Below are 14,151 nucleotides of genomic sequence, written 5' to 3'. Positions count from 1 at the left end.
GACCAGTCTGCTTTATGAAGAAAGAGGAGGTGGTTGAATAAACTAATGTTTGGGGACTTGCAACAGGCTAATTTGCGTATGCTCCTTAGCATTGGTTACAAAAACCATTTTGTCAGTATCTCATTGCCCTAGAGATAATGTCTGACAAAAAAGTTTTATCGCATTAGATTTCCGTTCACTAACACCTCATTTGTGTTTGACACGAATTTTTACTGTAGTGAAGCATATTCATACGCCAACACTAACACCTCATTTGTGTTTACACGTTTCTGGTAAGTGAATCACCTTCCTCGATCTTCATTAGGTAGTTTGAGCATTGCGTATAATTTTATGCACGCTTTTTTTAAAAAAATTTGAACCTGTCGATTTTTGTAAGATGGATTCTTTTGGATTTTTTGATTAGTAATGATAAAATTTGATACAAGTGAATAGCTAGGGGGAAACAAAGTGGAACCATTATTACAAGTTGAAAACCTTGTTGGAGGTTATACACATAAAAACGTACTACATGGCATTTCATTTCAAGTGAATCCGAACGAGATTGTCGGATTAATTGGACTAAATGGTGCTGGAAAAAGTACAACAATCAAACATATTATTGGTCTGATGCAGGCGAAAAAAGGTACCATTTCTGTAAATGGGAAGACATTTCAAGAAAATGCCGCTAGTTACCGAAATCAAATAGCTTACATACCAGAAATGCCGATTCTCTATGATGAATTAACCTTACATGAGCACTTGAAATTAACAGCGATGGCGTATAATATCCCAGAGGATGTCTTTGAAAAACGATTACCACCACTGCTAAAAGAGTTTCGCTTGGAAAAAAAGCTTAATTGGTTTCCGGTTCATTTTTCCAAAGGAATGCGACAAAAGGTCATGATTATGTGTGCATTTTTAATTGAGCCACCACTTTATATTGTGGACGAGCCGTTTGTGGGATTAGATCCGCTTGGAATCCAGTCCTATTTGAAGCTAATGGATGATATGAAGCAAAAAGGATCTGGTGTGCTAATGTCTACGCATATTTTGGCAACAGCTGAACGTTATTGTGATCGCTTCGTCATCTTACACGATGGCGAAATTCGAGCTTATGGCACGTTACAAGAGTTAAGAGAACAATTTCAAATGCCTCAAGCAACGCTTGATGATTTATATGTACAATTGACAAAGGAAGATGGCAATGTTTGATTCACAAGCTTTTTTTAAACGACGTTTTTCCGCACATATGAAAGAAACGAGTCGTTATCTACGCTATATTTTTAATGGACATATTGCGGTTGCCATGTTATTTTTCATCTCAGCAGCGGCATATTATTATCAACAATGGCTTGCTGTGCTTCCAGAGGATTTTCCAGCGGCATGGATTATTGGTATCGCTTTTGGTTTGATTGCAAGCTATAGTCCAGTTCGCACATTGTTAAAAGAGCCAGATTTAGTATTTCTTATCGCGGCTGAGCATCGCATGGGACTATACTTCCGTAATGTGCTTCTGTATAGCTTTATTATTCAGCTTTACATTGTTTTGTTTGTAAGTGCTGCTTTAGGTCCGTTATATTTTGCAGCTTATCCGGAGCGAAGTGGCAGCATGTATTTAATGACGATTCTTGTTTTGTTAGTATTTAAAGGGTGGAATTTACTGGCAAACTGGTGGATGCTACGAATTCGAGATAAAAGCATTCGTACGATAGATACGATTACTCGCTTTATGTTGAATGGTGCCACCTTTTATTTTCTTATTATCGGAAATATGCCATTAGCTACGATTTCCACTGTTTTATTTGTTGCCGTGTTTTTATATGATTTATCCCTTGCTCGAAAGCAAGCTGGATTGGCATGGGATTTTCTCATTGAGAAAGAACAAAGTCGCATGCAAGCTTTTTATCGGCTTGCGAATATGTTTACAGATGTTCCGCATTTGAAAAATCGAGTTCGGAAGCGAAGTTGGCTCGTTCGTCTAATCGCAAATGTTCCTTTTGAAAAAGCTTCTACCTATGATTATTTATATCGGCTTACCTTTGTACGAAGTGGCGATTATTTAGGAATGTATATCCGATTAGTTGTTATTGGTGCGCTCATTATCTTTTATGTGCCTAATCTTTGGATGCAGGTGTTACTTGCATTATTATTTATTTATATGAGTAGCTTTCAAATGATGACATTATATCAGCATCATCGAACGATTATGTGGTTAGATCTTTACCCACTTGATCAAAGCGTTCGGCAACATGCATTAAAAAAGTGGATTTTGCTTTTAGCTACAGTCCAAACGGTTTTGTTTAGTCTCGCTTTTGTCCTCGTGCAAGCTTATGCTGGAAGTGTCATAATATTTGTTTCCGGAATGGCATTTAATTTTACCTTCATTCCTACTTATATAAGAAGAAAGCTGGCAGCATGAGCTGGAAAAATCACCGATAAAGAAAAAAGTCAGGCATATCGATGGATAGGGACTGCCCCCAAAGATAAGCATGGAAAATCGTATGGGGTCACTGTCCAATTTAGATAAACGTCCTGACTTCTTTCATTTTATTATATTCGAAAAGCATTGATTTTTAAGATGATTGTTATTCGCTTTTATACTGCTGATAAGAAAAGTATGCTTGAATTAATGCTTTGGCAGCAATCGGTATTGCGCGTTCATCAAAATCAAAGCGCGGGTGATGGTGAGGGTATTCGTTTCCTTCTTTTAATGCCCCTGTAAAAAAATATGCTCCTGGTCTTTCCATTAAATAATAGGCGAAATCTTCTCCACCCATGACCGGAATTACTTCTTCTATTTGATTAATCTCCGTTACTTCTTTTGCTGCTTTCATGACAAGTTCTGCCTCACTTGCATGGTTTGTTAGTGGGGGATAGCCTTTTTCATAATGAAAGCTATAAGATGCTTCATGTGCAAGACAGGTACCTGAAACAATTTGCTCGATCATCACAATGATCTTTTCTTGTACTTCTTTTGTTAAATAGCGGACCGTTCCTACGAGCTTTGCTTTGTCTGCAATAATATTAAACGTATTCCCAGCTTCAAAAACACCAATCGTAACAACAGCAGTGTCCAACGGATCGATTTTTCTACTAACTATCTGTTGTAATTGAGTGACAAGCTGCGCGCCAATAACGACCGCATCCTTTGTTTCGTGTGGGTAACCACCATGTCCACCTTGTCCCTGAATCGTTATTTCAAATCGATCTGCTCCTGCCATGAGGATATTTTTAGCAGTTTGAAGGGTGCCTAGTGGGACAGTTGCCCATAGATGTGTACCAAAAACTGCATCTACCTCTTGCAGTGCTCCTGCGGCAATCATTGGCTTTGCTCCTCCTGGCGCATATTCCTCAGCATGCTGATGGAGAAATACGATCGTCCCAGGCAGCTGATCTTGAAACTTTTTCATAACCGTTGCTAATGTTAATAAAATCGCGGTGTGGCCATCATGTCCACATGCGTGCATCACACCTGGAACCGTTGATTTATAGGGAACGTCTTTTTCATCTTGAATGGGAAGTGCATCAAAGTCAGCTCTGAGCGCAATCGTCTTTCCAGGCTTTCCTCCTGTTAGCTTTGCAATAACTCCATTGCCACCTACCTTTGTTTCATAAGGTATTCCAAGCTGTTCGTAAAATTCAGCGATGTAGGCAGCTGTTTTGAATTCTTTAAAAGAAAGCTCAGGGTGTTGGTGTAAATATCTGCGGATGCTGACCATATCTGGAAAAGCTTGATCAATAGCTTGATGGATAGCGTGTAGCATAAAATTCCTCCCCGTTGTTAAATTCTAATTATTATAGCATGGTTAAAACAATAAAGGGAGCAATTTTTAGAGTTGTATGAAGGTTGAAATAAAAGTAAAGGGGCTACGACAAAATACTACTGAATTGTCGCAGCCTCTTTAAATAAAGAATAAATAATTTATTTTTGATTTAAGAAAACCTAGGGTCTGCAAGTAAGCGTTCAATTTCTTCTTTATGATGGGTTTCATCTGAAATAAGGTCCTCTAGTTTCACAACTAGTTCTGTGTAGCCTAGCTTTTCTGCTTGTTTTTTCCGTGCCTCATAACGTTCAATTGTTGCAACCTCTGATTGAAGGGAAGCTTCTAGTAACTCTTTCACATCGGTAGGTTGAGGAACAGAAGCTGCCTTTGTCGTTGGTGTACCACCTAATGATTTGATTTTCTCGGATAAATAAAGCGCGTGCTCTAACTCATCCGTAATTTCGGCTTCAAAGAAAGGCTTCAGTGCCGACCGATACAATCCAGATACAACAGATGCACTGTACGTATATTGAATCGCTGCAGCATACTCATTCGATAGATCTTCATTTAATCCGTCAATTAAGTTCTTTAATTCTTTGTCCATAGTTTATTCCACCTTTACTTTATAGTTCTATATAACCATTCCCACTATTGTTTTTTTCAAACATGAAATAAGGTATAGTTGTAATGGAGGAGGAATGAGATGATGATTCGCAAGCGACAAATGATCTATATTTTACTTGGATTTTCTTTATTCATGGTTGGTATTTGGATTGTGAAAATTATCAATGGTGAACTACCATTACTTGATCAATGGTCACGCTCCTTTGTTGTTCAAATGGAGAATACGTCGATCTATACGTTTTTTCGTATTATGACTGAATTTGGATCAAGACCGTTTATTCTTCCATTTACAATCGGTGTTGCCCTCCTTTTAATGGGAGTGAATCGTGATTGGTTACCTTCTCTTGTTTTTGCAGGAGGAACATTGCTCAGCCACTTCCTTAATAATGTAATAAAATTCCTCGTACAGCGAGAAAGACCTACCATCCTAGTTGAAGCAAATGCTGAAGGGTTCAGCTTTCCTTCTGGTCATGCAATGACTTCCATGGTATGTTATGGACTTCTTTCTTATTTTATTGTTAAAAAAATAAAATCAGCTAAAATTGCTTTTGGCGTACAATTCTTTTTTGCCTTACTTATTTTTCTAATTGGAATTAGCCGTTATGTGATTAATGTCCATTATTTAACAGATGTAGCGGCAGGCTTTTTATTTGGATTTTTATTGTTCTACGGGCTCATTCAACTATATGAATATGTAAATCGACTTCGATCTCCGTCTTAAGGCGGAGAAAAAAGCCTTCTAAGGATGGTTTTGCGATGGTGGACCTCACTGTATGATAAAGGTAGTTAATGAAAAAGGAGTGTCTACCATGACTGCAATAAAGGAGAATGCAAAGGAAAATAAACACGTTTTATTTCGAAATAGAAATTTTTCACTATTATTTATTGGCGGACTTTTATCTTCACCTGGTTATTATGTCTATTTAATTGGGGTGGAGTGGCTCATGCTAACGTTGAATGATAATCGGTTTTACTTTGGCATGTTGTTTTTTGCAGCTTCGATTCCTAGGCTGTTGTTTTTGACAGTTGGTGGAATCATTGCCGATCGATTTAATCAACGAACAGTGCTGTTTCTTTCGGATCTTTCAAGAGCAATCCTAATTGCAGTACTGTTAGCATTTATTTGGTTAGACACTGTGACAGCTATACACTTAATTGTTTTAGCGGCCTTGTTTGGGATTTCAGATGCATTTAGCTACCCAGCGCTAAATTCGTTAACCCCGAGAATTTTAGAAAAAGAGCAGCTACAACGTGGAAATTCCTTTATTCAAATGACAATGCAAATAAGTCCCATTTTAGGACCTGCAATTGGAGGAAGTTTAATTGCACTGTTAGGATTTAAAGGCGTATTTTCTGTAGCATTCGTCATGCTTTTACTCGCCTCAATGTCTGTACTAGCTATCCGAGTGAAAAAAGAAGAAAAAGAAGAAGCACAGGCGTCTCCGTGGCAGGATTTAAAAGCAGGCTTTCAATACGCAAGAAAAAATGAATTGGTTATTGCCATCGTTACAATGGCCTTTTTCTTAAACTTTTTCTTTGCAGGACCACTTTCTATTGGCCTTCCTGTTATTGTAAAGGATGTTTTTGAAGGAAGTGCTGTTAGTCTGGCGATTGTCGAAATTTCAATGGGGATTGGAGCAATGATTGGAGCAATCTTGCTAGCAGCAATCACCTTGAAACAGCCAGGGAAAGCGATGGTTGGTAGTTTAATTGTTTTAGGCGTTTTATTTACAGCTACGGGGATTTCTACGGGTCTGATATGGACAGCAGCAATTGTACTATTGATGTCGATTGCTACCCAAATTGTGAATATCCCTTTAATTACAATGCTTCAACAAACAACAGATAAAAAGATGCTTGGTAGGATGATGAGCTTTTTAATGACGGTCTCTACTGGGCTTGTACCGGTATCCTATGTTTGTACATCGTTTCTACTCGCTTTAGGATTAAGTATTCAACTCATTATTATCGTTAGTGGAATTATTGTAACGATATTGGCACTCTATATGCTAAAAAACAAAAAAATTATCTCATTCACATCCTGAGAGGAGGAGCGACATGCGGAAAGGGTTCTTTCGTTATTTGATAGCTTTGATATTAATCATTGCAGGAATAATGCTTGTTTTAGAGAATATCGGTATCACAACATTTAATATGAAGCAGATATGGCTGTATTTATATCCAATACTTTTCATCCTATTTGGAATAAAGTGGATGTTTGAAAGCATTGTATATAAAGGTGGAAGTATGATTGGTGGATCCTTTCTCTTCATATTCGGTACGTTACTTTTTTTAGACCGTTTTGGAGTTATTGAATTTATTTTTAAAGATGTTTTCAAGCTTTGGCCATTATTAATTGTTTATTTTGGCTTTCTGTTTATAAAAGGAAAAAATAATCCACATTTCTATATTGGAACGAACAAAAGTGAAAATGAAGACAAACATGAAAAATACACTTCTTTTTCATTTGGAGACTATGAATTTAATAAACCAAATTGGAAGGCGGAACCGATGGCATTAAAATCAATGGCTGGAGATTTTTATTTAGACTTTTCCAAAGCATTTATTCCAGAAAAAAAGATTCCGATTAATATCCGTGCACTTGCAGGGGATATCCATATTTTGATTCCAGAAAACGTTGAATTTCGAGTGGTTGCTGATGTAAAAGCAGGAGATATTGATGTTGTCGGAAATCAAGTTGATGGAATAAACCGATCACTTGTATTTGAAACGACCCATTATGAAGGTGCGACACAAAAATTAGAATTCACCCTAAAGCTGAAGGCTGGGTCCATTCGCGTTGATTATGTGTAGGGGGAAATGGATATGATTAAACGACTTAATAGTATACGTTATAGCTATATTCGTTCTCATTTATATGGATTGTTTTTAATTACAGTTACCTTGTTATCGGTGCTGCTAACCATATACGTTTTAATTGAACCTTCTTGGTTGAATAAAACCAGTATCTTTGTGTTTATTGCTGTTTTAATCTTACTCGGTCTGTTCCTATCTTTTTACGTTGGCTTTCTATCAAGTGGTAATATGAAAGCACGACTAGATTCTATTTCCGTTTTAATAACCCAGTTTGCAAACGGAAACTACCAATCAAGCATTCATTTTAATGAGGATGATGAGATAACAAGAATTGGGAATGAATTAAACGAGCTTGGTATGAAATTGCAAAATCAAGTAAAGTCTTTACAGCGAATGGCAGATGAAAAATCAGAATTTGCAAAGTCAGCACACAAAACGGCTGTCATTGAAGAAAGACAAAGGCTGGCACGTGATTTGCACGATGCAGTTAGTCAACAGCTCTTCGCGTTAACAATGATGTCTGAAGCAGCGGTTAAACAATTTGATAAACGTCCCGAATTAGCAAAAAATCAAATGGAAGAAGTAGCAGCTACCGCTCTGCAGGCACAAACGGAAATGCGTGCATTATTGCTTCATTTACGCCCAGTTCATTTGTCAGGCGATCCATTAGATATAGGTGTTCACAAGCTAATTGATGAATTAAAGCGAAAATGTCAAATCGCTTTTTACGTTTCGATTGAGGAAAATCTAATGTTAAATCCAACGACAGAGGAACATGTATTTCGCATCATACAGGAATCGTTATCCAATATTCTTCGTCATGCACAGGCAGCGAATGTAAAAATAGACGTAGCTAAGCGTTCGAATGAATTGTTTATTCATATTCGAGACGATGGAAAAGGCTTTGATATTCGTTTGGATGCGGATAAAAAAACGTCGTATGGATTGAAAACAATGCGGGAACGAAGTGAAGAACTAGGAGGAACTTTTGTAGTTAAATCGAATATTGATGAAGGAACCTATATAGATATTCGAATTCCATGTTAAAGAGGAGTAAGTGTACACGAAAGCAGGGGAGGAAAAGCACATGATTCGAGTAATGGTTGTTGATGATCACGAGGTAGTTAGAAAAGGGATTATTGCATACTTATCTCTAGATGAGGAAATTGATGTGATAGGACAGGCGACAAGCGGGGAAGAAGGGGCAGCATTAATTTTACGGGAAAAGCCTGATGTCGTATTGATGGATTTAATTATGGAGAATGGAACAGGAATTGATGCGACAAAGAAAGTAATAGAATCCTTCCCAGAGTGCAAAATAATTATTTTAACGAGCTATTATGATGCCGAACAGGTTTTTCCAGCTCTTGAAGCAGGTGCGTTTAGCTACATATTAAAAACTTCCTCAGCTGATGAAATTGTCACTGCAATTAAAAAGGCTGCAAATGGAGAAAATGTTATCGAGCCTAAGGTGGCAAGTAAGATGATGACGAGCTTTCGTGCAGAAAAGAAAAAACTTCATGACGCGCTAACAGACCGGGAAATGGAAGTGCTTTTATGTATCGGAAATGGGATGACAAATCAAGAAATTAGCGAACAGCTTTATATTGGAATAAAAACGGTGAAAACGCATGTAAGTAATATTCTTTCGAAGCTAGAGGTACATGATCGAACGCAGGCAGCCGTATATGTACATCGAAATCGTTTGCTTGAAAAAGAGGAATAGTTTCCTCTTTTTTGTTTTTTTTGCAATCGGCTTGTATAATTTAAATGAGAAAAAAAGGTAAGGGGAAAAGTGGATGATTTCAAAACAGAAGGAAAACCTACTTTTAATTATGTGGATAACAGCATTGTTAGCGACAACAGGTAGCTTGTACTTCTCTGAAATTGCTGGTTTTATTCCGTGTGAGCTATGCTGGGTTCAGCGTGTTTTTATGTATCCATTAGTCATTATTTATGGTGTTGCATTGTGGAAGAAAAAGCAGATTATCGCTTTGCCAGGTATACTGCTAAGTGGACTAGGGCTACTCATTTCAATCTATCATTACTTGATACAAAAATTACCAGCATTACAAGAAGCAAGTGATTCATGTGGCTTGATTCCATGTAATGTGCAATACGTGAATTATTTAGGATTTATAACGATTCCCTTTTTAGCGGGAACTGCATTCTTGATTATTTTCATTACCCATATTTTACTTAAGAAGAACTAGAAGGAGGCACTATTTATGCAAAAGAAAATGCTCATGATTGTTGGAGTTATTGTTATCTTGTTTGCAGCACTATACTTTGTTAATGATTATAAAACAAATAAGACGATGGACGACAATGAAAATCCTTACGGGAAGGAAGGTCTGGATCAGGCAACTGTAAATCAATTGGACGACCCTAACTACCAGAATCAGATTACACCAGATGCGCTAAAAGAGAAGCTGGATAATAAAGAGGATGTGACAGTTTATTTTTATAGTCCAACATGTAGCTATTGTCAAAATACGACTCCTGTCCTTGTTCCATTAGCAGAGGAAATGAATGTCGATATAAAAAAGATGAACTTATTAGAATTTAAGACATTGTGGGATTTGTACGAAATAGAAGGAGTTCCCACACTTGTCCATTATGAAAACGGAAAAGAAGTTGCGAGAATAAGCGGTGAGCAACCCGAAGAATCATTTCGAGCATTCCTAACCGAAAATATCATAGAGTAGAATCAAAAGTGTAGGTGCCTGCACTGCGACGAACGGACTGGAACGAGCCGTCGGAGATAAAGGAAACACGAAGAACGAAGAGAAGCGATGTTGACTTATCGTACAGAGGAGAGTGAAGTACGCAAGTCGCAAGGCACAGAAACTAGTCGGATCAAAAGTGTAGGTGCCTGCACTGCGACGAACGGACTGGAACGATCAAAGAATGAGGTGGAGACAAAGCCTCATTCTTCTTTTATCATATGATAGTTTGTCAGGAAGGGGCGATCAGCAAAATAGGCTGGCTTCCTTCCTTGATGCGCTTCTTGAAATTGCTCAGAGTTCTTCCAATTTTCAAAGTCATTTTCAGAAGCCCACTGAGTTAACACGACATACGTATTTCCTTTAACGGGCTTTAAGAGTCGAAAGGCTTGAAATCCTGGGAAAGCGATTATATCATGTTGCCGCTTTTTAAAACGATTCTCAAAAACGGGCTGTCCGTCCTCTGTCACAGGTATATTGTTCATTACAATATACCCTTTTTCGTTTAGCGTTCCTACTGAAAGTAAGATGTCGTAGGCTCTCCCAGCGGCAAATAGTTGTTTGTTGTCTGCTTCATAGTACGCTAACGTACTTGAATCATTACGCATGAAATAAAGGTGAAAATGCGGATGGTTATCTTGTAGCTTTTTAAGAAAGTGATAGGTTCCATTTGTCATAAAAGCTTTCATTTTGATCCCCTCCTCTTCTTATCATCATACCCTAATTTTACTAACATTAGTATACATTGTAACCTGCAATAAGCATTCACTTTCAATTTTATAATTATTATTATTTGATAAACCCTATTGCTTTATGGATGTTGAAATTTGTCGTATAATAACAGATGGTGATCTGAAATTGTCCAGAGGTGAATGGATGAAAAAGTGGTTTGAAAGCATAAAAAAACTTATAAAGAATACGCCTGCAAAAGTAAAAATTCCGATTGCGCTCCTTAGCATGATCATTATCCTTAGTTTAGCTGGATACCTTTTTATTTTATTCGGCGGTAAGCTTGTGGTAGACGAAGAAGCAATGATTCAAGATGCGGTAACGACAATAGAATCAGAAGATGGCGAGATAATCGGCAAGCTTTATGAAGAAAATCGAATACCAATCCATATCGAAACGCTCCCTGATCATGTAAAAAAAGCATTTATTGCGATCGAAGACCGTCGTTTCTATGAGCATGCAGGTGTCGATATGAAATCAGTAGCTCGCGCTGTCTACAGAGATATACTTGCTGGGAGTAAGGTAGAAGGGGCGAGTACGATTACACAACAACTCGCTAAAAACGTATTTTTACACCATGATAAAACGTGGATGCGTAAAACAAAAGAAGTAATGGCGGCGATTTATTTAGAGCGTCATTTGTCGAAAGAACATATTTTAGAATTATATATAAATCAGATTTATTTCGGTCATGGTGTGTATGGTATTGAAGCAGCTTCACAGAAATTTTTTTCAAAAACAGCTAAAGAACTAGAAATTAGCGAAGCGGCGTTAATAGCTGGACTCGCTAAAGCACCAAATGGGTATTCTCCGATCAACCATCCGGATAAGGCGTTAAAAAGAAGAAATATCGTATTGCGGGCAATGGAAGATATGGAGATGCTTTCAACGGAAGACCGTCTCAAGGAACAAGGAAAAACGCTCGGCTTAAAAGTTCAATCTACGAAAGAAAAACCGTGGATGGCTAGCTATATCGACATAGTGACGAAGGAAGCTGCTGCATCCTATAAGCTATCCATCAACGAGCTTCGCCGCGGGGGATATCGAATTATAGTAAATGTGGACGATAGCCTACAACAAATTGCTTATAAGCGTATGCAGGAAGGGGATTATTTCCCAGGCAATAGCAAAGGGGTTGAAGGTGCTTTTGTCATGACAGAAGCTGAGACGGGAAGCATTGTTGCTGCAATAGGTGGAAGGAACTATCAAGCTGGAGATCTCAATCGACTATTCGTTAAACGGCAGCCAGGTTCTACCTTAAAGCCAATTGCTGTTTATGGACCTGCAATGATGCGTGGGGAATATGGTCCTTATTCTTTGTTAACCGACCAAAAGATGGAAATTGAAGATTATGCTGTCCGTAATAGTGATGGGAAATATGAAGGTATTGTATCGATGTATAACGCGATAAAAGACTCTAAAAACATTGCAGCGGTATGGCTTTTAAATCAAATTGGTATTCCGTATAGTAAAGATTACTTGGAAAAAATGAATATTTCTATTCCTGATGAAGGCTTAGCAATTGCGCTTGGAGGCTTGCGTGATGGAGTAACCCCATTACAAATGGTAGAGGCGTATGGTACATTTGCAAGCAATGGAACCTTTGTTCAAGCAAAAGCAATCGATCAGATTTATGATAAGAACAATACATTAGTTAAACGAACTGATGTAAAGAAAAAGAAGGTGTTTTCTCCACAGGTTGCTTGGAATATGACGAGAATGCTTGAAGCGGTGGTTCAGAATGGCACAGGTCAAAGCGGTTCCTATCATAAGGCATTAGCAGGAAAAACTGGATCAACAGGGCATCCGTTAGCAAAAGGAAAAACAAAGGATGCATGGTTTGTCGGCTATACCCCCGAGTACGTGACAGCGCTTTGGATGGGCTATGATCAATCCGATGAGCATCACTATTTAACTGGTGGTAGTTCGTTTCCGACTACATTAACGAAAGCGATGCTGACAGAAATGGATAAGACCCACCCGCAGAAAGCTGCATTTGCACAACCAGCAGATGTGGAGGAGGTAGAAGATCCCATTATACTTCCGGAAATAAAACACGTTAAAGCGGAGCATGTTTTTGGAGGATTCGCTTTATTAAAAGCAAAGCTTACTTGGGAAGGATCTGAGGACGAAAGGGTCATTTACCGTATATATAGAAAGCAAGAAGGAATCGATAAAAAGGTTGGCGAAGTAGAAGGGAAGCATATGTTCACATTAACTGGATTATCTGCTTGGAAAAAGAACGCGTATTATGTCGTTCCATATGATCCATTAACAAAACTTGAAGGAGCCCATTCTCAAACGGTTGAACTAGCTTTATGATTTGACAAATTCATGACAAAAAACAGCGTTTACTATACACATATGGTTTGAATAGCTATAGTTAATAATTAGGTAAAGAAAAATACGCTTTTAATCTTTTGATAGAAGCTAAATAAAGCGTTAAAAAAAGGGTGGATGGCATGTCAAGGAAGATAAACGATACAATTATTAGAGCGTACAAAGGGGAAATAACTGATTATACACCAGCATGGTTTATGCGCCAGGCTGGACGGTCTCAAAAGGAATATCGTGAGCTTAAAAAGAAGTATTCCTTATTTGAAATTACACATCAACCAGAGCTTTGTGCTTATGTAACACGACTACCAGTTGAACATTATAATGTAGATGCAGCTATCTTATACAAGGATATTATGTCTCCGTTACCAGCCTTAGGTGTTGACGTAGAAATTAAATCTGGAATTGGTCCAGTCATTCATAATCCAATCAGTAGTTTAGAGGATATAGAAAAATTAGGGACAATCAATCCGAAAGCGGATGTTCCCTATGTACTAGAAACCATTCGAATCTTAACGAATGAACAATTGAATGTGCCATTAATAGGGTTTAGTGGTGCTCCGTTTACATTAGCTAGCTATATGATTGAAGGCGGACCATCAAAAAATTATGCGAAAACAAAAGCGTTTATGTACAAAAATCCAGAAGCGTGGTTTGCGCTAATGGATAAGTTAGCAGATATGGTAATTACATATGTGGAAGCACAAGTTGAAGCAGGAGCGAAGGCAATTCAAATATTTGATTCTTGGGTTGGTGCTTTGAATGCAAGTGATTATCGAAGCTATATAAAACCTGTTATGACACGCATTTTTGCGGAGCTACAAAAGCAAGATGTACCATTAATCATGTTTGGCATCGGTGCGAGTCACTTATTACTAGAATGGAATGATTTGTCGGTAGATGTCATTGGATTAGATTGGCGTACTTCTATCGAAGAAGCCCGGGCATTAGGTGTGACAAAGGTGCTGCAAGGGAACTTAGATCCGGCAATTTTACTTTCTGATTGGGAAACGATTGAGAGTCGAACAAAGAAAATCTTGGATCAGTCGATCAAGGATGGCCATCATGTATTTAATTTAGGACATGGTGTAACACCTGATATTGATCCAAGGACATTGAAGAAGCTTACCGATCTAGTGCATGCATATTCTGCTAGATAACCTTAAAAACGAGAG

At 38.0% G+C, this 14,151-nt stretch carries 14 protein-coding genes; 11 read left to right on the top strand and 3 right to left on the bottom strand.

Annotated features, from left to right (window positions below; genetic code table 11):
• The first annotated feature begins 447 nt into the window (after positions 1–447).
• Both QBK89_RS02795 and QBK89_RS02790 read left to right on the top strand, forming a co-directional pair.
• Positions 448–1,191: an ABC transporter ATP-binding protein gene (locus QBK89_RS02795; protein ID WP_284139487.1), complete on the top strand. Its 744-nt coding sequence runs from the start codon at positions 448–450 to the stop codon at positions 1,189–1,191.
• On the top strand, positions 1,184–2,398 hold the full coding sequence (locus tag QBK89_RS02790) for an ABC transporter permease (RefSeq protein ID WP_284139486.1): 1,215 nt from the start codon (positions 1,184–1,186) through the stop codon (positions 2,396–2,398). Before QBK89_RS02795 ends, QBK89_RS02790 begins: the two co-directional genes overlap by 8 nt.
• Before the next feature lie 166 nt (positions 2,399–2,564).
• Here QBK89_RS02790 and QBK89_RS02785 read toward each other — a convergent pair whose 3' ends face one another.
• Together QBK89_RS02785 and QBK89_RS02780 are read right to left on the bottom strand one after the other, a co-directional pair.
• Complete coding sequence (locus tag QBK89_RS02785; protein WP_284139485.1) at positions 2,565–3,743, bottom strand: M20 family metallopeptidase; 1,179 nt, start codon at positions 3,741–3,743, stop codon at positions 2,565–2,567.
• 169 nt (positions 3,744–3,912) lie between these two features.
• Positions 3,913–4,347, bottom strand: coding sequence for a ferritin-like domain-containing protein (locus QBK89_RS02780; protein WP_284139484.1), 435 nt, complete (start codon positions 4,345–4,347; stop codon positions 3,913–3,915).
• Between the two features lie 99 nt (positions 4,348–4,446).
• Between QBK89_RS02780 and QBK89_RS02775 the strand changes: the two genes are divergently transcribed.
• The 7 genes from QBK89_RS02775 to QBK89_RS02745 all read left to right on the top strand — a co-directional run bounded on the left by QBK89_RS02775 (position 4,447) and on the right by QBK89_RS02745 (position 9,892).
• Positions 4,447–5,088 carry a phosphatase PAP2 family protein gene (locus tag QBK89_RS02775; RefSeq protein ID WP_284139483.1) on the top strand — a complete coding sequence of 214 codons (642 nt, stop codon included), beginning with the start codon at positions 4,447–4,449 and terminating at the stop codon, positions 5,086–5,088.
• A gap of 88 nt (positions 5,089–5,176) precedes the next feature.
• Entirely contained in the window at positions 5,177–6,412 is a 1,236-nt protein-coding gene (locus QBK89_RS02770; RefSeq protein WP_284139482.1) for an MFS transporter, read from the top strand.
• A 13-nt stretch (positions 6,413–6,425) separates the two neighbouring features.
• Positions 6,426–7,181: a cell wall-active antibiotics response protein LiaF gene (gene liaF / locus QBK89_RS02765; RefSeq protein ID WP_284139481.1), complete on the top strand. Its 756-nt coding sequence runs from the start codon at positions 6,426–6,428 to the stop codon at positions 7,179–7,181.
• A 12-nt stretch (positions 7,182–7,193) separates the two neighbouring features.
• Positions 7,194–8,231: a sensor histidine kinase gene (locus QBK89_RS02760; RefSeq protein WP_284139480.1), complete on the top strand. Its 1,038-nt coding sequence runs from the start codon at positions 7,194–7,196 to the stop codon at positions 8,229–8,231.
• A gap of 40 nt (positions 8,232–8,271) precedes the next feature.
• A complete protein-coding gene (locus QBK89_RS02755; protein WP_284139479.1) occupies positions 8,272–8,910 on the top strand; it encodes a response regulator in 639 nt (212 codons plus the stop codon).
• A 73-nt stretch (positions 8,911–8,983) separates the two neighbouring features.
• Positions 8,984–9,397 (top strand): disulfide oxidoreductase, encoded by a 414-nt coding sequence (locus tag QBK89_RS02750; RefSeq protein ID WP_284139478.1) that lies wholly within the window; start codon positions 8,984–8,986, stop codon positions 9,395–9,397.
• A gap of 15 nt (positions 9,398–9,412) precedes the next feature.
• Entirely contained in the window at positions 9,413–9,892 is a 480-nt protein-coding gene (locus QBK89_RS02745; RefSeq protein ID WP_284139477.1) for a thioredoxin family protein, read from the top strand.
• A 221-nt stretch (positions 9,893–10,113) separates the two neighbouring features.
• Here QBK89_RS02745 and QBK89_RS02740 read toward each other — a convergent pair whose 3' ends face one another.
• A complete protein-coding gene (locus QBK89_RS02740) occupies positions 10,114–10,599 on the bottom strand; it encodes an antibiotic biosynthesis monooxygenase family protein (protein ID WP_284139476.1) in 486 nt (161 codons plus the stop codon).
• Positions 10,600–10,786: 187 nt separating this feature from the next.
• On the opposite strand from QBK89_RS02740, the gene QBK89_RS02735 reads away from it, so the two are divergent.
• Complete coding sequence (locus tag QBK89_RS02735) at positions 10,787–12,961, top strand: transglycosylase domain-containing protein (RefSeq protein ID WP_284139475.1); 2,175 nt, start codon at positions 10,787–10,789, stop codon at positions 12,959–12,961.
• A gap of 140 nt (positions 12,962–13,101) precedes the next feature.
• Entirely contained in the window at positions 13,102–14,136 is a 1,035-nt protein-coding gene (gene hemE / locus QBK89_RS02730; RefSeq protein WP_284139474.1) for a uroporphyrinogen decarboxylase, read from the top strand.
• Positions 14,137–14,151: the final 15 nt, after the last annotated feature.

This window comes from Virgibacillus sp. LDC-1 (assembly GCF_030137545.1).
Taxonomy (GTDB): domain Bacteria; phylum Bacillota; class Bacilli; order Bacillales; family Amphibacillaceae; genus LDC-1.
The sequence above is the reverse complement of the archived record's forward strand: the minus strand, read 5'-3'. Positions and strand labels throughout refer to the sequence as shown.

Excerpts from the sequence above, each read along its gene's own strand:
- QBK89_RS02790 (WP_284139486.1), top strand. The coding sequence starts at position 1,184 with ATGTTTGATTCACAAGCTTTTTTTAAACGACGTTTTTCCGCACATATG.
- QBK89_RS02785 (WP_284139485.1), bottom strand. The coding sequence starts at position 3,743 with ATGCTACACGCTATCCATCAAGCTATTGATCAAGCTTTTCCAGATATG.
- QBK89_RS02780 (WP_284139484.1), bottom strand. The coding sequence starts at position 4,347 with ATGGACAAAGAATTAAAGAACTTAATTGACGGATTAAATGAAGATCTA.
- QBK89_RS02775 (WP_284139483.1), top strand. The coding sequence starts at position 4,447 with ATGATGATTCGCAAGCGACAAATGATCTATATTTTACTTGGATTTTCT.
- QBK89_RS02770 (WP_284139482.1), top strand. The coding sequence starts at position 5,177 with ATGACTGCAATAAAGGAGAATGCAAAGGAAAATAAACACGTTTTATTT.
- liaF (WP_284139481.1), top strand. The coding sequence starts at position 6,426 with ATGCGGAAAGGGTTCTTTCGTTATTTGATAGCTTTGATATTAATCATT.
- QBK89_RS02760 (WP_284139480.1), top strand. The coding sequence starts at position 7,194 with ATGATTAAACGACTTAATAGTATACGTTATAGCTATATTCGTTCTCAT.
- QBK89_RS02755 (WP_284139479.1), top strand. The coding sequence starts at position 8,272 with ATGATTCGAGTAATGGTTGTTGATGATCACGAGGTAGTTAGAAAAGGG.
- QBK89_RS02750 (WP_284139478.1), top strand. The coding sequence starts at position 8,984 with ATGATTTCAAAACAGAAGGAAAACCTACTTTTAATTATGTGGATAACA.
- QBK89_RS02745 (WP_284139477.1), top strand. The coding sequence starts at position 9,413 with ATGCAAAAGAAAATGCTCATGATTGTTGGAGTTATTGTTATCTTGTTT.
- QBK89_RS02740 (WP_284139476.1), bottom strand. The coding sequence starts at position 10,599 with ATGAAAGCTTTTATGACAAATGGAACCTATCACTTTCTTAAAAAGCTA.
- QBK89_RS02735 (WP_284139475.1), top strand. The coding sequence starts at position 10,787 with ATGAAAAAGTGGTTTGAAAGCATAAAAAAACTTATAAAGAATACGCCT.
- hemE (WP_284139474.1), top strand. The coding sequence starts at position 13,102 with ATGTCAAGGAAGATAAACGATACAATTATTAGAGCGTACAAAGGGGAA.